At 54.6% G+C, this 25,950-nt stretch carries 23 protein-coding genes; 9 read left to right on the forward strand and 14 right to left on the reverse strand.

Going from position 1 to position 25,950, the window contains the following annotated elements; genetic code table 11:
• Positions 1-23: 23 nt before the first annotated feature.
• Positions 24-2,330 carry a type III-A CRISPR-associated protein Cas10/Csm1 gene (cas10, locus tag AC0QHF_RS28070; protein ID WP_324707582.1) on the reverse strand — a complete coding sequence of 769 codons (2,307 nt, stop codon included), beginning with the start codon at positions 2,328-2,330 and terminating at the stop codon, positions 24-26.
• 467 nt (positions 2,331-2,797) lie between these two features.
• On the opposite strand from cas10, the gene AC0QHF_RS28075 reads away from it, so the two are divergent.
• Positions 2,798-3,487 carry a cysteine dioxygenase family protein gene (locus AC0QHF_RS28075; RefSeq protein ID WP_324707583.1) on the forward strand — a complete coding sequence of 230 codons (690 nt, stop codon included), beginning with the start codon at positions 2,798-2,800 and terminating at the stop codon, positions 3,485-3,487.
• A gap of 228 nt (positions 3,488-3,715) precedes the next feature.
• On the opposite strand, the gene purF is transcribed toward AC0QHF_RS28075, so the two are convergent.
• The 7 genes from purF to ndhC form a co-directional block, all read right to left on the reverse strand.
• The gene (purF, locus tag AC0QHF_RS28080; protein ID WP_324707584.1) at positions 3,716-5,194 is read right to left on the reverse strand and encodes an amidophosphoribosyltransferase; all 1,479 of its coding nucleotides are present in this window, start codon (positions 5,192-5,194) and stop codon (positions 3,716-3,718) included.
• Between the two features lie 269 nt (positions 5,195-5,463).
• Positions 5,464-7,851 (reverse strand): phosphoribosylformylglycinamidine synthase subunit PurL, encoded by a 2,388-nt coding sequence (gene purL / locus AC0QHF_RS28085; RefSeq protein ID WP_324707585.1) that lies wholly within the window; start codon positions 7,849-7,851, stop codon positions 5,464-5,466.
• A 257-nt stretch (positions 7,852-8,108) separates the two neighbouring features.
• Entirely contained in the window at positions 8,109-9,377 is a 1,269-nt protein-coding gene (locus AC0QHF_RS28090; protein ID WP_324707586.1) for a M16 family metallopeptidase, read from the reverse strand.
• Positions 9,378-9,580: 203 nt separating this feature from the next.
• Complete coding sequence (locus AC0QHF_RS28095) at positions 9,581-11,167, reverse strand: Cna B-type (RefSeq protein WP_324707587.1); 1,587 nt, start codon at positions 11,165-11,167, stop codon at positions 9,581-9,583.
• 310 nt (positions 11,168-11,477) lie between these two features.
• Entirely contained in the window at positions 11,478-11,987 is a 510-nt protein-coding gene (locus tag AC0QHF_RS28100; protein WP_324707588.1) for an NAD(P)H-quinone oxidoreductase subunit J, read from the reverse strand.
• The gene (ndhK, locus tag AC0QHF_RS28105; protein WP_324707589.1) at positions 11,980-12,705 is read right to left on the reverse strand and encodes a photosynthetic/respiratory NAD(P)H-quinone oxidoreductase subunit K; all 726 of its coding nucleotides are present in this window, start codon (positions 12,703-12,705) and stop codon (positions 11,980-11,982) included. Before ndhK ends, AC0QHF_RS28100 begins: the two co-directional genes overlap by 8 nt.
• A gap of 14 nt (positions 12,706-12,719) precedes the next feature.
• Positions 12,720-13,082, reverse strand: coding sequence for a photosynthetic/respiratory NAD(P)H-quinone oxidoreductase subunit C (gene ndhC, locus AC0QHF_RS28110; RefSeq protein WP_324707590.1), 363 nt, complete (start codon positions 13,080-13,082; stop codon positions 12,720-12,722).
• A 508-nt stretch (positions 13,083-13,590) separates the two neighbouring features.
• Between ndhC and AC0QHF_RS28115 the strand changes: the two genes are divergently transcribed.
• The 8 genes from AC0QHF_RS28115 (at position 13,591) to AC0QHF_RS28150 (ending at position 17,938) form a co-directional block, all read left to right on the forward strand.
• Complete coding sequence (locus tag AC0QHF_RS28115; protein ID WP_324707591.1) at positions 13,591-13,926, forward strand: rubredoxin; 336 nt, start codon at positions 13,591-13,593, stop codon at positions 13,924-13,926.
• Between the two features lie 25 nt (positions 13,927-13,951).
• Positions 13,952-14,956: a photosynthesis system II assembly factor Ycf48 gene (locus AC0QHF_RS28120; RefSeq protein ID WP_324707592.1), complete on the forward strand. Its 1,005-nt coding sequence runs from the start codon at positions 13,952-13,954 to the stop codon at positions 14,954-14,956.
• A 123-nt stretch (positions 14,957-15,079) separates the two neighbouring features.
• Positions 15,080-15,325: a cytochrome b559 subunit alpha gene (gene psbE, locus AC0QHF_RS28125; protein ID WP_324707593.1), complete on the forward strand. Its 246-nt coding sequence runs from the start codon at positions 15,080-15,082 to the stop codon at positions 15,323-15,325.
• Between the two features lie 26 nt (positions 15,326-15,351).
• Positions 15,352-15,486, forward strand: coding sequence for a cytochrome b559 subunit beta (psbF, locus tag AC0QHF_RS28130; protein ID WP_324707594.1), 135 nt, complete (start codon positions 15,352-15,354; stop codon positions 15,484-15,486).
• Positions 15,487-15,495: 9 nt separating this feature from the next.
• Positions 15,496-15,615 (forward strand): photosystem II reaction center protein L, encoded by a 120-nt coding sequence (locus AC0QHF_RS28135; RefSeq protein ID WP_324707595.1) that lies wholly within the window; start codon positions 15,496-15,498, stop codon positions 15,613-15,615.
• Positions 15,616-15,686: 71 nt separating this feature from the next.
• On the forward strand, positions 15,687-15,806 hold the full coding sequence (locus AC0QHF_RS28140; RefSeq protein WP_324707596.1) for a photosystem II reaction center protein J: 120 nt from the start codon (positions 15,687-15,689) through the stop codon (positions 15,804-15,806).
• A gap of 220 nt (positions 15,807-16,026) precedes the next feature.
• Positions 16,027-16,281, forward strand: coding sequence for a SemiSWEET transporter (locus AC0QHF_RS28145; protein WP_324707597.1), 255 nt, complete (start codon positions 16,027-16,029; stop codon positions 16,279-16,281).
• A 40-nt stretch (positions 16,282-16,321) separates the two neighbouring features.
• On the forward strand, positions 16,322-17,938 hold the full coding sequence (locus AC0QHF_RS28150) for a B12-binding domain-containing radical SAM protein (protein ID WP_324707598.1): 1,617 nt from the start codon (positions 16,322-16,324) through the stop codon (positions 17,936-17,938).
• A gap of 227 nt (positions 17,939-18,165) precedes the next feature.
• Here AC0QHF_RS28150 and AC0QHF_RS28155 read toward each other — a convergent pair whose 3' ends face one another.
• The 6 genes from AC0QHF_RS28155 to gap form a co-directional block, all read right to left on the reverse strand.
• Entirely contained in the window at positions 18,166-19,026 is an 861-nt protein-coding gene (locus AC0QHF_RS28155; protein WP_324707599.1) for an SDR family oxidoreductase, read from the reverse strand.
• Positions 19,027-19,204: 178 nt separating this feature from the next.
• On the reverse strand, positions 19,205-19,423 hold the full coding sequence (gene ligD / locus AC0QHF_RS28160; RefSeq protein WP_324707600.1) for a non-homologous end-joining DNA ligase LigD: 219 nt from the start codon (positions 19,421-19,423) through the stop codon (positions 19,205-19,207).
• 20 nt (positions 19,424-19,443) lie between these two features.
• Positions 19,444-20,670 carry a 2,3-bisphosphoglycerate-independent phosphoglycerate mutase gene (locus tag AC0QHF_RS28165; RefSeq protein WP_324707601.1) on the reverse strand — a complete coding sequence of 409 codons (1,227 nt, stop codon included), beginning with the start codon at positions 20,668-20,670 and terminating at the stop codon, positions 19,444-19,446.
• 81 nt (positions 20,671-20,751) lie between these two features.
• Positions 20,752-23,133: a phosphoenolpyruvate synthase gene (gene ppsA / locus AC0QHF_RS28170; protein ID WP_324707602.1), complete on the reverse strand. Its 2,382-nt coding sequence runs from the start codon at positions 23,131-23,133 to the stop codon at positions 20,752-20,754.
• A gap of 83 nt (positions 23,134-23,216) precedes the next feature.
• Positions 23,217-24,803 carry a BON domain-containing protein gene (locus tag AC0QHF_RS28175; RefSeq protein WP_324707603.1) on the reverse strand — a complete coding sequence of 529 codons (1,587 nt, stop codon included), beginning with the start codon at positions 24,801-24,803 and terminating at the stop codon, positions 23,217-23,219.
• 50 nt (positions 24,804-24,853) lie between these two features.
• A partial coding sequence (gene gap / locus AC0QHF_RS28180) for a type I glyceraldehyde-3-phosphate dehydrogenase (RefSeq protein ID WP_324707604.1) occupies positions 24,854-25,950 on the reverse strand: 1,097 nt, incomplete at its 5' end.

A 25,950-nucleotide genomic window follows, 5' to 3' on the forward strand; every position in this document is an offset into this window, starting at 1 on the left:
ACATGATCTGAAATGGATAAATTTCATTCACGGTTAATTGAAGAACGGTTGAGTAGCTCCAGCCAGGTGGCGATCGCCCGAAAATAGGGAGCATTATAGGGGTTCTTTAGGGAAGTACGAATCGGTTCAAAATCAGGATGATTCCGGACTTGGGCTGGTAGCCTTGCCAAAGTATAGGCAATTTTTGGCAAGTGCAGAAAGTAACGGATATCCCACTGATCCTTTTGGGATTTTTTGACGGATTCTTTGATCATTTTATCTTGAAGTTCTGCCGTTGCCAAGAGATTCCTTACAAAACTTCGTGAATAGTTGATTTGTAGAGAGCGATCCAATTGTTTGACAAATGGCAAAACTCCCCAAAGACTCGGTTTCATTTCGCCAGACAGATAATTTTGCAATTCGCGATCGAGGTAATCCTGCTGACTCCGTTGCATATTTTGCAAATCTTCTGGTGAAGTTCCCAACCACTCATCCCATTTAAAGACACTGCCAAACAATCCTAAGCTGTCCCGACCATTTGCTTTGGCTTTTTCTTCTGCTTTGCCAGATTCTTCGGCTGCTTGGTAGAGAGGAAATTTGGGTACGGATAAGCTAATTCCACCCGAAAGGCTGATGTCTGGATGTTTTCCTGTATAAGCCCGAAAACACTGATAGACATCAAAGGCAAATTCGACCACTTCATGCCATGCACCGCTCACGAATAAATCATCTCCTCCAGCATAAATAAATACCAAATTTTTTCGCTCTCCCGTCAATCTTTGAACGACGGTATCATGTAAATTTTGATTGCGACATTGAGCCAGACTATTTAAATAAACTTTGAAAAAGTAGCTCATCTGTCGTGACAAACCAGCCAACCGAGGCAAGGTTTGATTATTTCCCAAGCCTTTGGCAAAAATCTGTCCTAATTTGTCCACATCCATTCGCAAATAGCCAATTCTAGGAATACAACCATCTTTTTGGGCAATATCTGCCATTTCATTGGCTCTCATTGTCCCGTATTCTTCCCGGCTATTTTGAGCATAGTTGCCGAGCAACAGAGACACGGATTTATGATTTTGATAATCGGCAACTGTCCAATTGTTGACCCAAAAAACCGTTTCCGAATCTCGTAAATTTTCAACTTGCTCCTTGTCTCGAAATAAGTGATAACAAACGGTTCTATCTGGCAATTTTATTTGCAAACGATCTAAGGATTTTGGAAGACTATCTCGAATTGGCGATCGCACGATAGCGTCCACTCGAAAAAGCTGACTGCCCAGGCGAAACATCCGCCGACAGATCGGACAAGCCAAAACAGAATCGGCTTCTTGATCGTTGAGCGGTTGCAAGTTTTCCTCATCATCTCGATGGCAAACTCGACAAGGTTCGTAAGTTTCCTGAATTGCCAAAACTTTCTCAAAATGACGGTCAAATTTGCGGGCTTTTTGTTGAGCCAGGTTTTGAGTAACGGTTGCCCATTGTTCAGAAAATTGGGCGGAGCTAATTTGTGCGATATCAAAATTTTTATGACCCAAGCTTAAAAATACTTTACCTTGAAATTCATCGATCAGCCATTCATTGAAACTATCTCGTATTTTTTGCACGCAATTTTCATGTTCTTTCTGCTCGGGAGCTAAAAGATATAAATTTCCACCCCCAACATAAATAATATTAGTGCGAGGTAGATTTAATTTGATGAGCAGTTGTTGAGCGATTTCTTCCGTTACCAATTCTAGATAAAAACTTCTGGCTCTCAGTGACTTCAATGCCCCATCCGATGAAATTGTATAAATAAAGTCTTGGATGCCGGACAAATCACCCGCTATTAAACTGATGTTATGAGCTTGAGGGTTGCCCGATATAATGGCCGCGATCGCAGCCGTTGATTTTGCCAAATCATATAGGGCAACGTTGTCAAATTCTAACGCTACATGAGAACCGAATTTTTCTAAAATCAAGGTTAGCAGGGACAAATTTTTCCAATCTGCTTCGGTTAAAGACTCGAGGGTTTTACGAATTTGGCGCTGTAGATTATCAATTTGGTTTTGCTGAACGGGTTCGGTTGTGGGATAGGGAATTGTCGGATCGCTATCTTGAATTGAGATAGGCGGTACATAATGCTTTTGAGATTGTCCCTGGGAGAGATTAACTGCATCAAACAATAGATGCAAAGGTTTAATCTGACTTGTCTCCGTCCAAGATAACAGTTGTTTGGCTCTGGCGATCGCCGGATTATCTTCTGAAACGCTGAAATTCTGTGGCAACTTGGCGTTTGCCCAATTTGCCAAATGCCAAACAGCTTGTTGGATGACCTGTAGAGCTTGATTTTTTGCTGTAAAGTTAACCATCTCAATCGTGAAACCTCACTGTATATTGGCCAAAATCCAAAGAATGAACTGGATCGCGATCGCATTTACCATCTCGATCGCCCCTCCCCCGGCAAAAGTTCTAAAAAAGGATGCAACACTTTTTCCACCGACCCCCCGCCCCGAGAACGTCCGAAGCCTTTGCCAGACGGGCGATCGCGACATTTAAAAGCTGAATGATTTCTCATAAACGCGGCCAATTCCTCCGGTTTATACTTTTATTATCAAACAGTGCCGAACTTTTTACTGTAAAGTTTCCTAAATCACGGTATCGGACGGCGATCGCGCCGAGCCATACAAACGGGACGCGATCGCACTCCCCCATCAAAATCGATCGCGCCTATCATACCTATCGGCCGAAATACAGAATTTTACGCAAATTTTTTTTCTCTCCCCCGACAAGTTCATGGCGAACAGAAATCGGGGCGATCGCCGTGAGACGCTGAATCGTGAGAATTTGTGGCTTGGGGGAGGTCGCCATGCAGCAGCGAGATTGGTTGATTTCGGGGGACGGCCGATGGGTGAGTTGCCCCCCTCCCAAACAGTGGGATTTGCTGACGGAGTGCGAGGACTATCGCCTCTTTCACTTTCTCGCGGATGTCGATCGCATTCTCGATGTCGCCGAGGAAGAAGACCAGACAGAGGACGTATTTTTACAATCCCTGCGGCGGCTGGTCCGCAAACTCATGCTGAAAACCTACTGGGTGACGACAAAAATTCCGGAACCCCAACCCGGAAAAGAAACCGCGATCGCTCTTTTATACGACGAACCCGGATATCCCCTCACCCTGCAAATGGAAACCATGTTACCCGGCGCCTCCACCCCCATTCACAATCACGGAACTTGGGGGATTTTGGCGGTGGTGAAAGGACGGGCGAAAAATATCACTTGGATGCGATCGCCGAGTGCCCAATTTCCCGATAAAATTGAAACGGTCGGGGAACAGATTTTGGAGGTGGGGGAAATTGTCAGTTTGACGACGGAGGCCATCCACGCCGTCGAAGCGGTGGGGGACGAACCCTGCGTCACCCTCAACCTGTACGGCGAAACCAACTTTTCAGGACGTTTTCAATTTGACCCCGCCACCCACGAAGCCAAACCGTTGGAAACCCTGGAGACGGTATTAAAACATTTGTAATCTCTAGAAACCGGGTTTCTTGGCAACCTCTCGATAAACAACCTGACGCTCTCCTAGAAACCTGGTTTCTTCCCCCCAGCGAGACAGCTCTAGAAACCGGGTTTCTTGGCAACCTCTCGATCAACAACCCGACACCCTCCTAGAAACCCGGTTTCTTCTCCAATCTCAAAAAATGTCGGGGCAATTTGCGAATTACCCCGACAGAACATGAATTAAAAACAACCCGAATTAAACCTCGATCGGCTGTTCTAACATCAATTTAGAACGCTTCACGGTTTCAGGTACATCAATCGGATAATCTCCGGTAAAGCAAGCCGAACAGAAACTGTTGGGATCTTCTTTCGTCGCATTCAGCATCCCTTCCCAACTCAGATACGCCAAAGAATCCACCCCGATTTGAGCTTGAATTTCTTCGACGGATTTGGTCGCCGCGATCAACTGATCTTGGTTGTCCGTATCGATGCCGTAGAAACAGGGGTGGGTGACGGGGGGAGAGGAAATCCTCATGTGTACCTCCGTCGCCCCCGCATCCCGCAGCGCCTTGACGATTTTACGGCTGGTGGTGCCCCGGACGATGGAATCGTCCACCATGATCACCCGCTTGCCGTCCAACACGTCTTTGAGGGGATTCAACTTCATCCGGATGCCGGATTCCCGCATATTTTGGGTGGGTTGGATGAACGTGCGGCCGACGTAGCGGTTTTTAATCAACCCCTCGGCGTAGGGGATGCCAGACCCTTGGGAAAATCCGATCGCGGCGGGAATTCCCGAGTCCGGAACCCCGATGACGATATCGGCATCGACGCATGATTCCTTCGCCAACACCCGGCCAATCCGCAGGCGGTAGCTGTACAGGGTTTCTCCCTCCACGACGCTATCGGGCCGGGAGAAATAAATCATCTCAAATACGCACAATTTCCGGGTGGGTTTTTGACTCCAGTGGAAGGACGCCATGCCTTCATCGGTGATCCAAACCAGTTCCCCCGGTTCCACGTCCCGCAGGTATTCGGCGCCGATGATGTCCAACCCGCAGGTTTCCGAGGCGAGGACGTACCGCTGGGGGGTGGTTCCCAAGGTGCCGATCACCAGGGGGCGAATCCCGTGGGGGTCGCGGACGCCCATCAATCCCGCCGGGGTGCCGATCGCCAAACTGTAGGCTCCATCGCACATCTCGAAGGCGGTGATACTGGCTTCCAACCAATCTTTCCCGCGATTCACCTCGGAAGCGATCGCCAGTGCAATTAATTCGGTATCCGTCGTGCTGACAAAATCGAATTGCCGCCGGGTCATCTCCTCTCGCAACTCGGCGGCGTTGACCAAATTGCCGTTGTGTGCTACAGCAACCGCCCCCAGGCGGGTTTCGGCGACGGCGGGTTGGGCGTTCACCACCCGGCTCGATCCGGTGGTCGAGTAGCGGGTGTGGCCCACCGCCAGATCCCCCGGCAACTGCTGCAAAATCGATTCGTTGAAGACCTGGGAAACCAATCCCATGTTCTTGTACAAGTGCAGGCGATCCCCTTCAAAGGTGGCGATTCCTGCCGATTCCTGACCTCGATGTTGGAGGGCGTACAAACCAAAATAAGTGAGTTTGGCGACGTCTTCGGCGGGAGCGTAGACCCCGAAAACGCCGCAGGCTTCCTCCGGTTTGTCGGGGTGCAATTCGGCGGGGCCGGGGTCGTCGATCGCGCGGGACTTATTAGGAATCATGGTGATGCAAAGCTCGTGAATTCAGATTGTGATGAACCGGAAATGGACCTTAAAAAAATGCGACAGTCTCGGACAATCTCCGCTTTTATTTTAACAATTTCTTAATTTTTTTGGGGGGGGTCGGTATCGCACCGATCGCGATCGCTCGCCCCCCGAAAAAGATTGTTAAAACGGATGATTGTCATAGACAAGACTGATACTGACCGTTCAATCTGAGATGCCAAATCGATGAGCAAAGGGAGGATTCGCGCCCACAACAGGCGTTTGTACTATGTCAGACGGCGCTCGATCGCCCCGTCGTAGCGATCGCACATCTCGGACATCCCGACTTCAGTTAACGTCAGGTTATGAGATGTCGCGATTCGCAGGGGGGAAAGCGCTGCATTTACTGTACCCAAATGGTGCCAGTTCCGGCCAGGATTTCCCCAAATTTCTTGCAAATAATCCTCCCAAACCCGTTGCTGCCGGGGATGAACCGAAACCAAAATTCTGGCCCCCCCCTCTCCAAATAGGATGGCGTCCCACCGTTCGGGGGAATCCGAAGTTAATTCTAGGTTAATGGTAGCTCCCAGCCGGTTGCCGATGCAACATTCGGCCAAAGCGATCGCCAGACCCCCTTCCGAACAGTCGTGGGCCGATCGCACCCAACCCCGGCGAATCCCCGTCCGACAGGCCTCCTGAACCCGCCGTTCCAACTCGAAATCCACTTTGGGGGGTTCTCCGGCCACCAAACCGTGTACCGTCGCCAAATATTCCGACCCCCCCAGGGTGACGTGGGTAGAATTGCGATCGTCGTCCGTCCAATTCGCCACCCCCAGCAGGTAGATCAAATCGCCCTCCTCCCGCCAACTCTGGCCGCAGGCTTGGGCCGGGTCGGGAATCAATCCCACCATCCCCACCACCGGCGTGGGATAGATCGCCTGGGGGTTTCCGTCCGCATCCAGCGTCTCGTTATACAAGGAAACGTTCCCCCCCGTCACCGGAGTCGAAAACGCCTCACAGCCCTCGGAAATGCCCCGACAGGCCTGGGCCAACTGCCAGTATCCGATCGCTTTTTCCGGGCTGCCGAAATTGAGGTTATCCGTCACCGCCACGGGTTCGGCCCCCACGCAGCTCAAATTCCGGGCGGCTTCGGCCACCACCCCCTTCGCCCCTTCGTAGGGGTCGAGGTAGACGTGGCGGGAATTGCAGTCCACCGTTGCCGCCACCCCCGGCCAAGTTTGGGAGGGGGTGGCGATCCGCGATCGCGCACCTATCGCTCCCTGGGGACGCAACCGCACCACCGCCGCATCCGCCCCCCCCGGCACGATGATGGTGTTGTTCTGAACCTGGTGGTCGTACTGGCGATACACCCACGCTTTCGAGGCGATGGAGGGCGTATCCAACAGCGTCAGCAACACTTGATTCCAGGTCGAAACCCCATCCGCCAGTTCGATGCCCGACGTCGTGCAGGGGGGCAGGGTGTCCGGCATCCAGGCCCGGGCTTTTTGGACGTACTCCGGCAGTTCCGGGGGGAGTTCCCGGTGGTAGATGGGGGTGTTGTCGGCCAAAGCGGTGGCGGGGATTTCCGCGGCGATTTCTTTTTTGAATAAAATGCGGACGATGGGTTCCGCAATCACCGTTCCGGCAACGACAGCGTGGAGTCCCCAGCGGTGGAAAATGTCGATGAGTTCCTGTTCCCGGCCTTTTTGGACGACGAACAACATCCGCTCCTGGGATTCGGAGAGCAAATATTCGTAGGGGACCATGCCCGTTTCCCGGACCGGAATTAAATCCAGGTCTAATTCAATCCCCACGCCCCCTTTAGCCGCCATTTCCGAGGTGGAACAGGTGATGCCCGCCGCTCCCATATCCTGGGCGGCGACGACGGCGCCGGTTTTGAAGGCTTCCAGGCAGGCTTCGACGAGGGATTTTTCCAGGAAGGGGTCGCCGACCTGGACTGCGGGGCGATCGGTGGCGGATTCTTCGCTGAGTTCCGCGCTGGCGAAGCTGGCACCGCCCATGCCGTCCCGTCCGGTGGTGGAACCGACGTACAAGACGGGGTTGCCGATGCCGGCGGCGCCGGATTTGACGATATCGGGGGTTTCCATGATTCCGATCGCCATGGCGTTGACGAGGGGGTTGCCGGTGTAGGCGGGGTCAAAATAGACATCGCCCCCGACGGTGGGCACGCCGAAGCAGTTGCCGTAGTTGGCGATACCGGCGACGACGCCCTGGAAAATTTGCCGGGTGCGGGGATTTTCCAGGGAACCGAAGCGGAGGGCGTTCAATACGGCGACGGGGCGGGCGCCCATCGTGAAGATGTCCCGCAGGATGCCCCCGACGCCGGTGGTGGCGCCCTGGAAGGGTTCGATCGCGGACGGGTGGTTGTGGGATTCGATTTTGAAGGCCAGCCGCAGTCCGTCGCCGAAGTCCACCACCCCGGCGTTTTCCCCGGGGCCGACCAAAATGCGATCGCCCTCGGTAGGGAACTGTTTCAGGAGGGGGCGGGAGTTTTTGTAGCAGCAGTGTTCGCTCCACATCACCCCGAACATCCCCAGTTCGGCTTTGTTGGGATGCCGTCCCAAACGGTTGACGATTTCTTGGTATTCTTCCGGCTTCAGGCCTTCGGCGGCGATTTCTTCCGGGGGAAACGGGCAGTTCGAGGAGATGGACATGGTATGCGATCGCACGTCAGGACAACAGCCTTTATTGTATCGGGAAGGGTGTAGGGTGTAGGGAATCGGGAATCGGGAATCGGGAATCGGGAATCGGGAATCGGGAATCGGGAATCGGGAATCGGGAATCAAATGTGTAGGGGCAACCGTCCCCGGTTGCCCACCTTTATTGTATCGGGAATCAAATGTGTAGGGGCAACCGTCCCCGGTTGCCCACCCGTTCCTTCAATTATTAATTATTAATTATTAATTATTAATTATAAAAGCGGTTTCACCACTGTCATGACGTACCGTTCCGGGCTAATGTGGGTTTTGGCGATCTGCTGCAATTCGGCCGCGTTGAGGGATTGGATCTGTCGGGGATAGGTGACGGAGAGTTCTGGTTGGGCGACGGTGAAGTAGTAGCCGTACAAACCGGCGAGTTGTCCCGGGGTTTCGGTGGAAAAGGCGTAGTCGTTGCAGAGGAGTCGCTTGCCGCGATCGAGTTCGGCCGGGGCGAGGGGGCGATCGCCGATCTCGGCCAGACACTCGCAGATCAGGTATTCCACCTCTTCGACATTTTCCCATTCCAGGGTGGCGTTGATGGTGAACAGGCTGGACTCCTGTTGCAGGGAGAAACCGCTGCTCAAGCCGTGCACCAACTGCCGATCTTCCCGCAGCAGTTGCACCAGCCGGGAGGTTCGCCCCTCGGCCAGCAGCACCGACAGCAGGTCTAAACCGTAGCCGTGGCGCAGATTTTCCACCCCCGGCCCCGACCAAGCCATAGTCATCCGGGCCTGTTCCACGTTGGGGAGCAACAATTCTTCGTGGCGGATGCCGGTGAGTTGGGGGGCCCCGTTTCCATTGGTGGACGGGCAATCTTCGGGTTTGCTGAAGCAGCCGAAAGCCCGGGACACCAGCTCCCGCGCCCGCCCCTGGTCCACCCCTCCGACGATCGCCACGGCCATATTTTCGGGCTGGTAGTGGCAGCGGTGGAAGCGGCGCATTTCTTCGGGCGATCGCGCCATCAGCGTCTCTTCGGTCCCCAACACCGATCGCCCGTAGGGGTGATTGGGATACAGCGTCTCCATCATCGCCTGAAATTCCACCCAATCGGGGCTATCCTGGGATTGGTGCAGTTCCTCCAACACCACCGCCCGCTCCCGCGCGAACTCGTCCTCCGGGATGGCCGCGTGCAGCAACAGGTCGGCCAGGGGGTGCAGGGTGTCTTCCAAATATTGGGCGGCGCTAGTGATGAAGAAGTGGGCGTAGTCGTGACTCGTGGCGGCGTTGGCGACTCCTCCCCGGCTCTCGATCGCCCAGTCGAACAAACCGGGGGCGATGCGATCGGTGCCTTTAAAAATCATGTGTTCCAGGAAGTGGGCCATCCCCGACCAGGGTTCGGGTTCCCGGGTCGCGCCGGCCTTCACCCACACATCGACCACCGCGACGGGCGTCGCCGGCATTTCTTGGTGGATGACGGTCAGCCCATTGTCCAGGGTGAAGACGGTGGCGGGAAATGTTTCGACAGTTGAGAGTGCAGACAACTTTTAACCTTTTAAACTCCCATTAATCCCCTACCTACAGAATAATGGTTCGTCGCCACAAAATCTGAGTATTTTGATACCAAATCGCAAGGCGCACAGAGACCCAACAAATCACCCCCGGCCGATTGACTCCGGCCGGGGGTGATGAAAGCTCATCGGGTCATACCGGTCAGATGGAAGCCCGAGACCGTCTCCACCGCCGCCTACACGACGGGAACGGGGAACTCGGAGAAGCCGAACGGCACGCCGGAGGCACCGTTGCTGGCCAGAAGTGCCAAGCCGTCACCCGCGATGACGGGTTGAGCGGTGGTCTGGAAGGGCAAGTTAGCCGGGGCTTCAGCCCGGACGACGAGAACCGGAGGTGCGGACAGCTCGGTGGAAGAGAACCAGCGGGAAACCTCGAAGATTCCGTAGTTTCCACCTTCGAGCGTCACCGTACTCGGCTCGGCGGGCAGGGGATTGCCGTTGGCGTCGCGGGCGATGATATCGGTTCCCGTCACCGGATCGAAGACCGTCAGGGGTCCGCTATCCAACTGTCCGTTGTTGTTGATGTCAATGTAAACCGTGGCACCTTCGATCAGGGGTTCGCCAATCTGGTAACCGCTGTCGATGTTGACATCGGTGAACACGAAACCGGTGACGGTATCTGGGACTCCACCTCCTCCGATCAAAGCCGGGGAAACGCTGAAGAAGAAGTTCTTCTGAGCGCTCTGGTCGGGAGGCAAAGCCACGTCAAAGTCATTCACCCCCGGGAGCGGATTGGTCAGGACGACGCTGCTGCTGGGGCTGGTGGCTTCCACCGGGAAGCTGGTCGCCAACAGTTCGGGATTATTCTCAAGGGTGTAGAGCAGATAGGGGTTTTGAGCCCGCTCTTCATCGGAAATCTCACCGAAGCCCGTGTCCAAGCCCTGGAGGACGTACAAGCCGTTGCGATCGGTGAGTGCGGTTTGTCCGCCGCCCGTCACCGTAATTTCCGGAATTCCCGGTTCCCCGGCATCGACCAGGCCGTTGCCGTTGAGGTCTTCGATCGCGAAACCGTAGATGCTGTTGGGAACGACGTAGCCGAGGTCTTGGAACGTGACCGCCCCGCCAAAAACGGTGACTGCTTGCGGAACGGTATTGGTGGCCTCGAAATCCTCGGCAAAGGGGGTGATGGGCGGAAGCCCCACCAGGGCCAGCTCCTCACTGGAGGGGGGGTCGTTCAGGGGAAGTAACGGTCTGACTTGGTAAGTCCCGGGGACGAGGTTGTTGAAGAAATAAAACCCGCTGGGTTGGCTGACGGCAATGGGTTCGTTGGCCGTCCGGACTTCGTTGTTATCTAAATCAAGGAACAGGGGAATGCCGCCGACGACGGGTTCGTCGAGATCGAAGATCCGGTTGGTGTTGTTATCGACGTAAGTCACCCCTTGGATGTTACCCAGACCGGTGGGCGGTGGAACGGGGGGGACGGGGGGGACGAAAACGCTGTTGACGATGGGAATCGGACCGAGGTTGGCGGCCGGGTCGGCGGGGACGCTCAGATCGACGGGCAGGTTGCTCCCGGAGGTCGTCACGCCGGCGGGCAGGGCTTGTTGCAGTTGGAAGGGCGTCCCGGCCCCCAGAGCCTCCAACCCGGCGATTGTATAACCTCCGTTCGCATCGGTGACACCGCTCAACTCGCCCGCGTCGAGGGCGGCATTGAACGGAGCCAGATCGGTAAATACTGTGGCGCCAGCCAGTCTCTGGTCGTTGGGACCGAGTACCCCGTCACCGTTGACATCTAGAAAACTAGTACCTGTAAGGTTTGACATTAGCTTGAACTCCTCCACCAAAATGTTGGGCTAAGACAGTTTATGCAAGACCAAGTCCTTGTTCCTCGACTTAATCCGAACAGAATACACTCGATCGCTTATGAGTGCATATTCTTAAGACCACATTGAATACAGCATGAGCCTAAGAAAATATACCAGACTTTCCAGAAACATTGCAATTTGGTTTTGAACCGGGGATGCCCAATTTTATCCCCCTTGGAGTTGGGATTTGCCCGGGGGCAATCTCCCATTCTCCAACGTCGGAATGACCCTTCATGTTGCCGCCCGAGAACCCCGCCTCCGGAACCCCCTAGTAGGCATCTTGCAATTCGTGGAAGTCCGGCGAGATATAGTCTTTGCGAAGGGGCCAGCCGACCCAGTCTTCCGGCATGAGAATGCGCTTGAGATTGGGGTGGCCTTCGTAGACGATACCATACATATCATAGGACTCCCGTTCTTGGAAGTCCGCCGTCTTCCAAATCCAGTAGACGGAGGGAACTCGGGGGTCATTTCGGGGAACGAAGACTTTGACGCAGACTTCTTCGAGTTGTTCCACGTCGTCGGCGACTTTCGCCAGGTGGTAGGTGCTGACGAGATCTTCTCCCGGGCCCGCGTCGTAGGCGCACTGGCACCGCAGGTAGTTGAAGCCGTAGGCGTAGAGGGCGGTAGCCAGGGGAATGAGAAAGTCGCGATCGACTTTCACCATCTCGACGCCGACATGGTTGGGGCCGAGAAATTCGTGTTCAAAGCCGTTTTCACTCAGCCATTTGGACACCGGGCCGGCTTCGACGATGGGGGCTTCGGTTTCGTTTTCAGCCACGCTGTTCCTCCTTCTTGACGGGATCGGCTTGCAGGGCGGGGGGGACGGGCATCCCGATCGCCTCGGTGAGTTGTTTGGGCGGCACCTGGCGACTTTCCGAGGCCAGGTATTGGCCGGTCAAAATCGGTTCGACCACTTTCATCTGGTGCGATCGCGTGTAGTAGCGGTGGGTCTGTTGCAGGTTGCCCCGCTCTTGGAAGGAGTCGTTGGCGATCTTCTTCCGCAATTTGATAATCGCGTCGATGATCGCTTCCGGTCTGGGGGGACACCCGGGGATGTAGACGTCCACGGGGATCAGTTTATCGACACCCCGGACGGCGGTGGTGGAGTCCATGCTGAACATCCCGCCGGTGACGGTGCAGGCTCCCATCGCGATCACATATTTGGGTTCGGGCATCTGTTCGTACAGGCGCACCAAGACCGGGGCGTATTTCATCGTGATCGTCCCGGCGGTGATCAGCAGGTCGGCTTGGCGGGGACTCGACCGGGGCACTAACCCGAAGCGATCGAAGTCGAACCGCGATCCGATCAGGCCGGCAAATTCGATGAAGCAGCAGGCCGTCCCGTAGAGCAGGGGCCAGAGGCTCGAGAGTCTCGCCCAGTTGTAGAGGTCGTCTACCGTGGTGAGAATGACGTTTTCGGAGAGTTCCTGAGTGACCTGGGGCCGCTCGATGGGATTGAGAATTGTTTTATCGGATAGGGGACTTTGAGTTGTCATTTTTGATGAACCATTTACGACCATTCCAACGCACCCTTGCGCCATGCGTAAACCAGAGCGATGACGAGGATGGTGATAAAAATCAGGGCTTCCACGAAGGCCAGCAGCCCCAATTTGTGAAACGCTACTGCCCAGGGATAGAGGAACACCGTCTCCACGTCGAAAATGACGAAGACGAGGGCGAACATATAGTAGCGGATGTTGAACTGAATCCAGGCCCCTCCGATCGGTTCGCAGCCGGATTCGTAGGTCGTGCGGCGGGAACCGCCGCGGCTTTTGGGTCGGACAATTTTGGAGGCTCCGAGAGCCAGGAGGGGAACCAGGCTGCAAATGATCAGGAAGCCGAGGAAATATTCGTAGCCACTGAGGACAAACACGGTTAATTCAATGAGCGCTATAGTGTTCTGGCGTTGTCCCCGGCCGTTTCGGTGCGGCCCGGGATTTCTATTTCGGCGAGATCGACCCGCGATCGCGGGTCGATCTCTCCAAAGGGTGTTCCAGTGCGAGACTGGCGGTTTGGGAGATCGGGAATTGGGACTCGGGAGTCGGGAGTCGGAATTTCCCCGCCATCCCACACCCTGCACCCCAATTCTCGCCCGTCCCTACCGAGGTTCGATTGCCTTCAATTTACCACCAAACTTGATAGAGCGCTATTTGCATCCGGACTCGGGGACCCGCGCCATCAACGCTCCGGGGGCTGACCGGCGGTGCAGTGCCGGCCGTCTGGCCGCATCGGGGTGGCGCGTTTTTTCAAATTATATAAATCTATCCCCCGGGCCGGGGAGCCCTCGGGCGGGCGATCGCATCCGACGGGCTTCAATTTTCTCAGGTTCTGTAATATTATGTAATAGACTTTTAAGAATTAACTCCCCTCCGGTCGAGACTATGAGCGAGCAAGCCACCGAAGTCAAATCCCTGGATCGCTATGAGTGCAACGCCTGTGGCTATGTCTACGAACCCTCCAAAGGCAGTTCGTCGGGCGACATTGCCCCCGGCACCGAATTTGAAGACTTGCCCAAGGGGTGGCGCTGTCCGGTTTGCGGGGCGCCCCGGAGCCAATTCAGAAATATCGGCTCCAAGGAAGGGCCGTCGGGATTTGAGGAAAATCTCGGCTTCGGCCTCGGAGTCAACACGCTGACCGCCCAGCAGAAAAATCTTCTCATTTTTGGCGGGCTCGCCTTGGGATTTTTGTTTTTTATGAGTTTGTACGCCTTGCGTTAAGGAATCTTTAAACCGATCGAATCAAATGCAATTCGCTAAATTTCTGAAAAAAATTGCCATTTTGACCGTCGTCGCCTTGCTCTGTGCGAGTTGTGACTACGCGGCAGACCTGGGTTACAATCCCTGGGAAGTGGTTCCCGTCGCCACCGATGCCAAACTGTTGGACATCGACTTCGTGGACGGCTCGGACCACGGGTGGGTTGTGGGCAGCGACGGCACCCTGTTGGAAAGCCAAGATGGGGGTAAAACCTGGGAAACCAAGCAGCTCGACCTGGGCGAAGAAAATCTCCTGCTCACCTCCGTCAGCTTCAAAGGCTCCGAGGGCTGGATCGTGGGGGAACCTTCGGTCTTGCTCCACACCACCGACGAAGGCCAGTCCTGGACTCGCATCGCCCTGAGTAGCAAGCTGCCCGGCGCCCCCAACACCATTGTCGCCGTGGGGCCGAACTCGGCTGAAATGACCACCAATGTCGGGGCGATCTACAAAACCGAAGATGGGGGCCAAAACTGGAAGGCCCTGGTTGAAGAGGCGGTCGGGGTGATCCGCAGCCTGTCCCGCTCCGAGGGAGGGGAGTACGTCACGGTTTCCGCCAAGGGGAACTTCTACTCGACTTGGGAACGGGAGGACAAAGCCTGGACGCCCCACAACCGCTACAGTTCCAAACGCCTGGAAAAAATTGGCTTCGCCCCGGACGATCGCCTGTGGATGTTGGCCCGGGGCGGCGAAATCCGATTCAGCGATCCCGAGGACCCGGAAAACTGGAGCGACCCGATCAAGCCGGAATTTGCCACCAGTTGGGGACTGCTCGATCTGGCCTACCGCACCCCCGAGGAAATTTGGGTCAGCGGCGGCAGCGGCAATCTCCTGTGCAGTTTTGACGGGGGTGAAACCTGGAAAAAAGATCGCGGGGTCGAGGACGTTCCCGCCAACTTTTACCGCATCGAGTTCATGAATCCCGACCGGGGATTTATACTCGGTCAACAGGGGGCGTTGCTCCGATATGCGGGAACCCCCTCGGAGGCAGTTTGAGGGAAAAACAAGTCGATTTCAAATGTCGGTTCAGTTGACTTGTTACCGATGCCTCCGTCCCGTATCATAAGATATGATCGAGAGTCCGAATACGTTGTTGACTTGGTTACAGGAGCAATTTGAATGGCAGGTACCACTGGAGAGCGTCCGTTTGGAGATATCGTTACCAGCGTCCGTTATTGGGTGATTCATAGCATCACGATTCCCGCTCTGTTTATTGCTGGCTGGTTGTTCGTCAGCACCGGACTGGCTTACGATGCCTTCGGTACGCCCCGGCCCAATGAGTATTTTACTCAAGAGCGTCAGGAGCTGCCGATCATCACCGATCGCCTGGATAGCAAAAAACAGATTGACGAATTCATTAAGTAAGTAGTTTTGAGGAGAACCGCGAAAAAATGACGAATGCAAATCCCAACGAACCGATAAGTTATCCGATTTTTACCGTCCGCTGGCTGGCCGTCCACACCCTCGCCGTCCCCACGGTATTTTTCCTGGGCGCGATCGCCGCGATGCAGTTCATTCAACGATAGGAGGAATTTATGGATCGCAGTTCTAATCCCAACAAGCAGCCCGTCGAATTAAACAGAACCTCTCTGTATCTGGGTTTGCTGCTCATTTTCGTTCTCGGCATCCTATTTTCCAGTTACTTCTTTAACTAACTGGCAATTGCCTTAAAATTTGACCGTTTTCCGTGCAGTCAGTTGATTTTTGAAGAGAGAGGTACAAAACCGTGTCTGGAGACGCTAAACTTCCCCTTTGGTTGGTGGCAACGATCGCCGGAACGGGCGTTCTCGTTGTCGTCGGTCTGTTTTTCTACGGAGCTTACGTCGGCGTAGGATCCTCTATGTAGGAAAACCCCTCACATTGAGAGCTTAAATGCTCAAATTTGCTCCGATCCCGCTCGTTTGTGAGTGGGATTTTCTTTTGATCCGCAGATGACGCAGATTTTCGCAGATTTAAGCGATCGCTTGTTTGCGAAAGGATTTTTGGGGATGGGTGGGGGTGTCCTCTTCTACGTCTGTTTTTTGAAACAATTGCTATAACATCAGAGACGATTTATGAATCTATCCATGAACGTGATTACCGGAATCGGACTGCTGGCGGGAATGTTGACGACGATCGCCTTCCTCCCCCAGGCCCTCAAAACTTGGAAAACCAAATCTACCCGCGATGTCTCTTTGGGGATGTTCGTGATTTTCTGTACGGGGGTGTTTCTGTGGATCGTGTACGGGACTCTGGTTCGCGATCTTCCCGTCCTGCTGACGAATATCGCCACTTTCATTCTCGCCTCGACGATCCTCTGGTTTAAGCTAAAATATCACTGAACCCGGCGCCCCAGATGTCAATTTATCGAGCTTTTATCCCGTGACTGTTTCCGCTTTCGATCGCGAACGTTTGCTGTTTACCCCGGCGACTCCCGAACCCGACGCCATCCCCGTTATTTTTGCGTTTCCCAACGAATATAGCGTGGGAATTACCAGCCTCGGATATCAGGTGGTTTGGGCGACTTTGGCCCTGCGTTCTGATGTGGCGGTGAGTCGCCTGTTTACCGACTGGCGGGAACCGCTTCCCCAACATCCGGAATTGCTGGGATTTTCCCTGTCTTGGGAGTTGGATTATGTGAATATTTTGTCGCAGTTGGAGGGGTTAAATATTCCCATCCGATCGCGCGATCGCGACGACTCTCACCCGCTGATTTTCGGCGGCGGGCCGGTGTTGACGGCGAATCCTGAACCTTTCGCGGACTTTTTCGACGTTATTTTATTGGGGGACGGGGAAGATTTATTGCCCAATTTTATCACCGCTTATCGGGAAGTTAGACGAGCAAATCGCGATACAAAATTACGCCACCTCGCCACAATTCCGGGGGTTTATATCCCCAGTTTGTATCACGTCACTTACACCGGTCCGGACGGTGCGATCGCCTCTATCGAACCCGTTGACGGCGATATTCCTCCGCAAGTAAAAAAGCAAACCTACCGGGGAAACGTCCTCTCCGCCTCGACGGTGGTGACGGAGTTGGCGGCGTGGGAAAATATCTACATGGTGGAAGTGGTTCGCAGTTGTCCGGAAATGTGCCGCTTTTGCCTCGCCAGTTATCTGACCCTCCCCTTCCGATCTGCCAGCATCGAAGACTCTTTAATTCCGGCGATCGATAGGGGTCTTAGCGTGACAAAACGGCTGGGTTTGTTGGGGGCATCGGTCACGCAGCATCCCCAATTTGAAGAACTTTTAGATTATCTCGGACGGCCGAAATATGATGACGTGCGGTTGAGTTTGGCTTCGGTGCGGACAAATACTGTCACCGTAAAACTGGCGGAAACGTTGGCGAAACGGGACACCCGCAGCATCACGATCGCGGTGGAAAGTGGGAGCGATCGCCTGCGGAAAATTATCAACAAAAAATTGGAGAATGACGAAATTATCGAAGCGGCAATTAATGCCAAAGCGGGGGGATTGAAGGGGATAAAACTTTACGGGATGGTGGGCATTCCCGGCGAAGAACCGGAGGATTTGGAAGAAACCGTGGCGATGATGAAGGCGATCAAAAAAGCAGCCCCCGGTTTGCGTCTCACCCTCGGTTGCAGCACGTTCGTGCCGAAGTCCCACACGCCGTTTCAGTGGTTCGGGGTCAACAAACAGGCTGAGAAACGATTGAAATTTTTGGAGAAACAACTGCGATCGCACGGCATGGATTTTCGCCCGGAGAGTTACCGCTGGTCGGTGATTCAAGGGTTGATTTCGAGGGGCGATCGGCGGTTATCTTATTTGCTGGAAAAAGTGCGGCACTACGGGGACACGCCCGGAAGCTATCGGCGGGCGTTTAAAGAGTTGCGGGGGCAGCTTCCCGGACAAGATTTTTACGTCCATCAAGATTGGGATTTAGACCAGGTTTTACCCTGGAGTCACTTGCAGGGCCCGCTGCCGGAAACGACATTGCAAAAACATCGGGCGGAGGCGATGAGTTATAGTACGGTGTAAATTCACCACAGAGGCACGGAGATCCCCCATTATCCCCCTTAAAAAGGGGGACTTTGAAACCAATTCTCCTCCCTTAAAAAGGGGGACTTTGAGTCCAATTCTCCCCCCTTACCAAGGGGGGCTGGGGGGGATCTCAACCTTGCCCGAGGACGAAAGAGCCACCATTATTCCCATTAAAAAGGGGGACTTTGAGTCCAGTTCTCCCCCCTTTTCCCGACTCCCGCGTATCAGGCGTTGATGATTTCGCCGCCGTTGGGGTGCAGTACCTGACCCGTCATGTAGGCGGCATCTTTGGAAGCCAAAAAGACGTAGCTGGGGGCGATTTCGATGGGTTGTCCGGCCCGTCCCAGCGGCACTTTTTGGCCGAAGGTTTCCACCTTGTCTTCGCCGTAGGAAGAGGGGATCAGAGGTGTCCAGACGGGGCCAGGTGCGACGCCGTTGACGCGGATTCCTCGGTCGGCTAAATTCGTGGCGAGCGATCGCGTGAAGGCGACGATCGCGCCTTTTGTCGAGGAATAATCCAGCAAGCCGGAACTGCCGCGATAGGCGGTGACGGATGTGGTATTGACGATCGCGCTACCTTCTTGCATATGGGGAAGGGCTGCTTTTGTTATGAAAAACATCGAATAAATGTTGGTGCGGAAGGTGCGATCCAACTGTTCTTCGCTGATGTCTTCCAAGTTCTCTTGGGGGAAATGTTCGCCGGCATTGTTGACCACAATATCGAGCCGCCCGAATTCTTCGACCGTCTTTTCGATCGCCTCTTTACAGAACGATTCTTCGCTGATATCCCCGGCAATTAACAGGCATTTCCGGCCGATCGCTTCGATGCGTTCTTTGATCTCTTGTGCATCTTCGTTTTCTTCCAGGTAAACGATCGCCACGTCCGCCCCCTCTTTGGCGTAAAGGGTCGCCACGGAACGGCCGATCCCGCTGTCGCCGCCGGTGATCACCGCGACGCGATCGCGCAATTTGTCGCTGCCCTTATAATCGGCATCATCCGTTATCGGACGGGGTGCCATCTCCCCTTCGCGCCCGGGAACTTGGTCTTGGTGCTGGGGCGGTCTTTTCGTGCGTTGTGCCGTCATAATCGATGTTCTCAAAATACGTCTTAAATTCCGGGAAAATTCTCAATTTTTCACAAAAAATTGTGTATAAATTGACAGAAAAATATTCCCTGGCTTCAGACTAAGTTAATCGAACCGTCGATACGTCTACCCTGAGAAGTAATCGCGAGATATTACAGGTGGCAAAGAAACCGGGTTTCTATCTAATAACTTGGGTGAGAATTCGAGATTCTCGCAGAAACCCGGTTTCTCGATCCAATCCACCCCACACCCTACACCCCAAATCGTCTCCTGGAGGGTCGAGGTCGAAAATGACGCGATCGGGGTAACGGGGGCGATCGCACCGACTCGGCCAGACGTGGGGGGTCGTACAGGCCTGATTTGCCAGGTATACCAGCGTCGCCGCATTGTTACCCATCGTGCTACAAAAGAGAACGATCAGGCGCCGAATTTTTGCAGGCGTCCGGCGTGGGCGAGGGCGAGTCCCATCAGGTGGGTGCCGGGGCGCAATCCCAGGAGTCCCTGGCCGCAGGAGTATTCGTCGAACCGGGAAACGTCGTCCACGCGGGCGGTTTCGGCTTGGATCATCGCCGGGACGGGATGCCAACTGTGGCGCCCCATGACGGCGGGGGTGGAGTGGTCGGCGCTGACGACGAGGACATCGGGGTTGAGGTCGGTAATTTTGGGGATCAGGCGATCAACGGCTTCGAGGACGTCAACTTTTCCGTCGAAGTCTTCGTCTTCCCCTTCGCTGTCGGAATGTTTGACGTGGAGGAAGTAGAAATTATAATCGTCGCCGTAACAGGATTGGAGGGTTTCAAAGCGCTGTTTCATGCCGCCGGGGTGAGGTAAAACATCCATTCCCACCAGGCGGCTGACGCCGCGATACATGGGATAGTCGGCGATGCAGACGGCGTTCAACCGGAAGCGATCGCGCAGTTTTGGCAAATGTTCGTAGCGTTCAAATCCGCGCATCAAAATGGTGTTGGCGGGCTGTTCGTCGGCGAGGACGGCGTTGACGCGATCGATAAATTTACGCACCAGATCGGCGGTTTTTTTGGAGTCTTCCGAAGTGGCTTTGGGTTCGATGGGGGGAACGCCGATATTTTGGGGGTCGGTATCCGGCAATTTGTCGTTCAATCCGTCTCCCCGGAGAACGAAAACGGCCCGGTGTTCGCTGACGGTTTTGAAGAAGAATTTTCCCTCAAAATCCAAGCTGACTTTTTCGTTGATTTTATCGCACAGGTGGCGGTTTAAATCGGTTTCGATGCGTCCGGCGCGGCGATCGCTGATGTTGCCCTCGGTGTCGCGGGTGGCGAAGTTGACGCGGGCGGCGACATCCCCGGTTTGCAGGTCGAAATCGATGCCTAAAGCGGAGAGGACGCCGCGGCCGATCCGGTATTTTAACGGGTCGTAGCCGAACAGAGATAGATGGCCGGGGCCGCTGCCGGGGGTGATGCCGGGGCCGACAATTTCGAGTAAGCCGCAACTGGAATTTTTGGCGATTTCATCTAAGTTGGGGGTGTGGGCGACTTGCAGGGCGGTGCCGCCGCGATCGCGGTCTTTTAGCCCCCCCACGCCGTCGAGGATCAGGTAAACGATTTTGCCGCCGTTATCCCAAACTAAATCTTCCCAGACAGTGGTGATATCCATCATATCCATCATTTAATTCTCCTAAATATAAACTGTGTAGCCCGGGCATCTTGCCGGGGGTGCGATCGGGCAGGATGCCCGAACTACGAAGGGTTAATTTTCCATGTCTGCGATGCGGTTTTTTACCTCCACGATGCTATCTGGATTGAGGGAAATTGAATCGATTCCGGACTCGACGAGGAAGGCGGCAAAGTCGGGGTAGTCGCTGGGCGCCTGTCCGCAAATTCCGACTTTCCGATCGCACTTGTGGGCGGTTTCGATCAGTCGCCGGATCATCCGTTTGACGGTGGTGTTGCGTTCGTCGAAAAGGTGGGATAATTCGGAAGAATCGCGATCGACTCCGAGGGCTAATTGGGTCAGGTCATTCGACCCGATGGAGAAGCCGTCGAACCGTTCGGAAAACTCGTCCGCCTGTTCGACGTTGGTGGGAATTTCGCACATCACATAAACCTCCAAACCGTCTTCGCCGCGCTTCAAACCGTTGTCGGCCAAAACTTCCAAAACGCGGTCGGCTTCTTCGATAGTTCGACAGAAGGGAATCATGATAATCACATGGTTCAAACCGATCGCCTGCCGGACTCGTTGGATGGCGCGACATTCGAGGGCGAAACCGTCCCGGTAGCGATCGCTGTAGTAGCGGGAGGCGCCCCGAAATCCCAGCATCGGGTTGGCTTCTCCGGGTTCAAATTGTTCGCCGCCGATCAGATCCGCGTATTCGTTGGTTTTGAAGTCACTCATGCGGACGATGACCGGATTCGGATATTGGGGGGCGGCGATTTTGGCGATGCCGCGGGCGAGGCGATCGACGAAATATTCGCTTTTGTCGCTGTAGCCCCGGGTCAATTTTTCGATGGTTTTGCGGGTGTCTTTATCTTCGATTTTGTCGAAGTGAACCAGCGCCATCGGGTGGATTTTGATGGTATTATTGATGATGAATTCCATCCGCGCCAAGCCGATGCCGTCGCTGGGCAACCGCCACCACCGGAAAGCCGCGGCGGGGCTGGCGATATTCATCATAATTTGGGTGTCGGTTTTGGGGATATCTTCCAGGTTGACTTCGGCGGTTTCAAAGTCTAAAATACCGTCGTAAACGAAACCCCGATCGCCCTCCGCACAGGACACGGTGATCTCGCGATCGCCCCGCAATTCTTGCGTCCCCGATCCGGTGCCGACGATCGCCGGAATCCCCAATTCCCGGCTGACGATCGCCGCGTGGCAGGTCCTCCCGCCGCGATCGGTTACGATAGCCGCGGCCTGTTTCATGATCGGCACCCAGTCCGGATCGGTCATCCCCGTCACCAGGATGGAATCCGGTTCAAATTTATCGATTTCTTCGGCACTTTTGATCCGGCAAACTTTCCCGGATGCGATCGCTTCTCCGATGCTGATCCCGGACAGTATTTTTTCTCCTTCTTCCTTCAATTTGTAGGTTTTCAGCGAACCCGCCTCTTTCTGAGATTGCACGGTTTCCGGGCGGGCCTGGACGATAAACAATTCCCCGCTTTTCCCATCTTTCGCCCACTCCATATCCATCGCTTTTCCATAGTGGGATTCGATGGTCGTCGCCCACCGCGCCAGTTGCAGGGCTTCCTCATCTTCGATGACGAATTGTTGCCGTTCTTCCTCGGAGGTTTCGACATTTTTTGTCGTCTTCGACCCGCCCTTGGCGTAGATCATTTTTTTCTGTTTCTCCCCCAACCGCTTTTCTAAAATCGGCTGCAAATTTTCGTTATCCAGTAGGGGTTTAAAAACCTGAAATTCGTCCGGTGTGACGCTGCCCTGCACGACATTTTCCCCCAATCCCCAAGCGCCATTAATGACCACGACATGGGGAAATCCGGTTTCCGTATCGATGGAAAACATGACGCCGGAAGATGCCAAATCAGACCGTACCATCTTTTGAATTCCCACGGAGAGGGCGACTTTTAAATGGTCGAATCCCTGGCTTTCCCGGTAGCTGATGGCGCGATCGGTAAATAGGGAGGCGAAGCAGTCCCGGCAGGCGTTTAAAACCTCGTCTTCTCCGGTCAGATTCAAGAAGGTTTCTTGCTGTCCGGCGAAACTCGCGTCCGGCAAATCTTCGGCGGTGGCGCTGCTGCGGGCGGCGACATCCACGGATTTTGTATCGTAGCGATCGCTCATTTCCCGGTAGGCGCTTTTGATGTCCTCGGCGATGCGATCGGGAAATTTCGACTTTTTAAATAACCCCCGGATCGACTTTCCGACTTCTTCCAAAGGTGCGGATTCGTCGTGGAGTTTGTCGATTTCTGCCTTAATTTTATCGGTGATTTCGTTTTCGTCCAAAAATTCCCGATAGGCTGTTGCCGTGGTCGCGAAACCGTCGGGAACCCGAATCTGTTTTTCTTTCAAACTCTGAATCATCTCGCCCAAGGAGGCATTTTTTCCTCCCACGGCGGCGACATCTTCGGAGTTGAGATCGTCAAACCAGCGAATATAAGAATTTGAACCCGACATATTTTTTCCTTAAATAACTTGGTAACACAAGCTTCTAGCTTGTGATGTTTCACCGGCAGGATGCCCGTGCTACTCGATCGCGGTTACGATGCCGATCGCGGTTCGACATCCAACTTATCGATCGCGCCGATAACTCCAGCTTCGTAGGTTTCCTCCAAAACTTGGGTATGTTCGTACCGGGAATCGACGGTTCCGGTGAGGGTTGCCACGCCGTTATTGACGGAAATGTTAATATCATCCCGGTCGATAAAGGGCGACCAAGCCATCTGGTCGGCGATATCTTGTTTGAGTTCCGCATCGGCTTTTTCTGCGGGGCTGTAGTCGCCGCCATTTTCCAAAGCATCCCAGTCGTAAAACGGGCGATCGTAGGACAATTGTTGACCTTCAATTTGCAGGTTATTGATCGCGCCGGTGACGCCCAACGTCAGCGTCGCCAGATCCCCCGCCCGCCATTTTTCCGAGTAGGAATCGACCGTGCCGCTGAGGGTGACGATGCCCTCGTCAACGGAGACGTTGACATCTTCGGCGTCGATGTAGGGACTGCGGGAAATGCGATTTCTCAAATTTTCGGCGATTTCCCCGTCCGTGGGGGGGTCGAGGGGGACGACGGTAATTTCGTTGCGGACGTCCAAAACCCCCGTGGTGTTGGCGGCATCCTGGGCCGCGGCCCGCTTGGCTTTCAGGTTATCGACGATGCCCGACAGGGTGACGATGCCGTTGCTGACGTCCGCATCGACGTTGAACGCCGCCACGCGGGGATCGGCCCTCAGGGCGTCGTTGATGGCTTCCCGGAGGTTCGGATCGGTGATGTCCGCGATCGCCTCTTTCCGCAGGCTTTCATCTTCGGCCCAGGGCTCCACATCCAGGGTTTCGGCGAGCACGGAATCGACGCCGACGACGTAGGCATCGGAGACGGCGATGGATTTCTCGAAGGCGCTGCCCACAGTCCCGCTGAGGATCACTTGGTCGTTGGCGACGCTGACATCGATTAGGGCGGCATCCACCCGCGCATCCCATTTCAGGGCTTGGCGAATGTCGGCGGCGATGTCGCTATCGGCGCGAGTTTCGTCGTAGGTGACGAGGATTTGGTTGTCAACTTCTCTGACCCCTTTGACATCTTTGACGACGCGGGCGGCGAGTTGTTTTTCCTGCCAAGAATCCACGGTTCCGGAGAGGGAGACGACGCCATTATTTACAGCAGTTTCGATCGCCCATTCTTCCGTGGCGGGATCTTCTTCCAAAGCGGTTTTTACGTCTTCGGCAATTTCGAGATCGGTGCGATCGCTCGGTTCGACGATAACCCGGTTGACCACCGATCGCACCCCTTTGACGGTTTCGGCGATCCGGGTGGCTCGTTCTTGGGCGAGGAGATCTTCGACGGCACCGGATAAAATGACGATGCCCTGGTTAGTTTCGACGTTAACATCGTAGCCGGAAAGGTGGTTGCTGAGGGCGTATTCTCCCTTAATAGCGGCGGTGATTTCCGAGTCGGTGAACTCGGGTTCCCCGATCGCGGCGACGGACTCGACTTGCTGGGTTTCTTCCATTACCTTCGGTTCGGCACCGACTCTCGGACGGCGATCGCAGGCGGCCGACACCGAGGCAACTGTCACCGCCAAAAAGCCGGATATCAGCAGTTTTATAGTTTTGATTTTGGGAATGGGAAACATTTCGTGATTTCCTCCTGTCGAACTGCGATCGGGGGGGATTTAAAAAAGAGTTAGCTCGCCCCGGATAAAACGGGGGATTCCTTCAGCATCCGCATCGTTTCCCGCACCATCTGGCTGGCATAACCCCACTCGTTGTCATACCAACTCATCACCTTCACCAGGTCGCCGTCCACCACCTGGGTCATCGTCAGGTCGATGATGGAAGCGTGGGGATCTTTGACGATATCGGCGGAGACGATTTCATCCTCGGAAATGCTGACGATATCCCGGTAGGTTTCGCTATCGACTTCCTCCCGAAAGATGCTGTTAATTTCTTCGGCGGAAGTCGGTTTTTCCGTCACGAAGGTGATGTCGGTGATGGAACCGACGGGGACGGGGGCGCGGACAGCTACGCCATCGAATTTATTTTCGTATTGGGTGAGCACTTTTGTGGTGGCTTTTGCCGCACCTGTAGAAGTGGGGACTAAATTTTCTGCACCGGCCCTTCCCCGGCGCAATTTTTTGCTCGGACCGTCTACAATAGATTGGCTGGAGGTGTAAGCGTGGACGGTGGTCATCATCGCCTTTTTAACCCCGATGCGGCGTCCGACCATTTCAAATACTGGGGTGACGCAATTGGTGGTACAACTGGCACAGGAAATGATGCGATCGCTCTCGTCTGGCTTGTTGATGCCGTGGACGATTGTGGGGATGCCCTCGCTTTTGGCGGGGGCGGATAAAATGACTGCTTTTGCACCAGCTTTCAGGTGTTTTTCCAACCCCTCTTTTTTGGTAAAAATGCCCGTGCATTCCAGCACAATATCGACATTTTTGGAACTCCAGGGGAGCTGTTCCGGGTCTTTTTCGCTGTACACCGGATACTGTTTACCGTCGAGAATCAGACTGTCGTTGGTCGATTCGACGCTGCCCTCGTATCTGCCATAGACGGTATCGTATTTTAATAAGTAAGCCAAAGTTTCCGGGGGAACCAAATCGTTGATTGCAACGATTTCCAATTGCGGATTTTTGTGGGCAATTTTGAGGACTGCCCGCCCGATTCTTCCCAGTCCGTTAATTGCGATATTCTTTGCCATGTCGTAGATCTCCGGATTCAACAGTCGCTCGCCAGCCAGGGTGTGTGGCGATCGCGCGATCGCCACACACCCCC

The sequence above is a fragment of the Lyngbya sp. CCY1209 genome (genome assembly GCF_055795065.1).

What these genes read in the sequence shown, in the direction of transcription:
- cas10 (WP_324707582.1), bottom strand. Translation starts at nt 2,330, where the DNA reads ATGGTTAACTTTACAGCAAAAAATCAAGCTCTACAGGTCATCCAACAA.
- purF (WP_324707584.1), bottom strand. Translation starts at nt 5,194, where the DNA reads ATGATTCCTAATAAGTCCCGCGCGATCGACGACCCCGGCCCCGCCGAA.
- purL (WP_324707585.1), bottom strand. Translation starts at nt 7,851, where the DNA reads ATGTCCATCTCCTCGAACTGCCCGTTTCCCCCGGAAGAAATCGCCGCC.
- AC0QHF_RS28095 (WP_324707587.1), bottom strand. Translation starts at nt 11,167, where the DNA reads ATGTCAAACCTTACAGGTACTAGTTTTCTAGATGTCAACGGTGACGGG.
- ndhK (WP_324707589.1), bottom strand. Translation starts at nt 12,705, where the DNA reads ATGACAACTCAAAGTCCCCTATCCGATAAAACAATTCTCAATCCCATC.
- AC0QHF_RS28115 (WP_324707591.1), top strand. Translation starts at nt 13,591, where the DNA reads ATGAGCGAGCAAGCCACCGAAGTCAAATCCCTGGATCGCTATGAGTGC.
- AC0QHF_RS28120 (WP_324707592.1), top strand. Translation starts at nt 13,952, where the DNA reads ATGCAATTCGCTAAATTTCTGAAAAAAATTGCCATTTTGACCGTCGTC.
- psbE (WP_324707593.1), top strand. Translation starts at nt 15,080, where the DNA reads ATGGCAGGTACCACTGGAGAGCGTCCGTTTGGAGATATCGTTACCAGC.
- psbF (WP_324707594.1), top strand. Translation starts at nt 15,352, where the DNA reads ATGACGAATGCAAATCCCAACGAACCGATAAGTTATCCGATTTTTACC.
- AC0QHF_RS28135 (WP_324707595.1), top strand. Translation starts at nt 15,496, where the DNA reads ATGGATCGCAGTTCTAATCCCAACAAGCAGCCCGTCGAATTAAACAGA.
- AC0QHF_RS28145 (WP_324707597.1), top strand. Translation starts at nt 16,027, where the DNA reads ATGAACGTGATTACCGGAATCGGACTGCTGGCGGGAATGTTGACGACG.
- AC0QHF_RS28155 (WP_324707599.1), bottom strand. Translation starts at nt 19,026, where the DNA reads ATGACGGCACAACGCACGAAAAGACCGCCCCAGCACCAAGACCAAGTT.
- ligD (WP_324707600.1), bottom strand. Translation starts at nt 19,423, where the DNA reads ATGGGTAACAATGCGGCGACGCTGGTATACCTGGCAAATCAGGCCTGT.
- AC0QHF_RS28165 (WP_324707601.1), bottom strand. Translation starts at nt 20,670, where the DNA reads ATGATGGATATGATGGATATCACCACTGTCTGGGAAGATTTAGTTTGG.
- ppsA (WP_324707602.1), bottom strand. Translation starts at nt 23,133, where the DNA reads ATGTCGGGTTCAAATTCTTATATTCGCTGGTTTGACGATCTCAACTCC.
- AC0QHF_RS28175 (WP_324707603.1), bottom strand. Translation starts at nt 24,803, where the DNA reads ATGTTTCCCATTCCCAAAATCAAAACTATAAAACTGCTGATATCCGGC.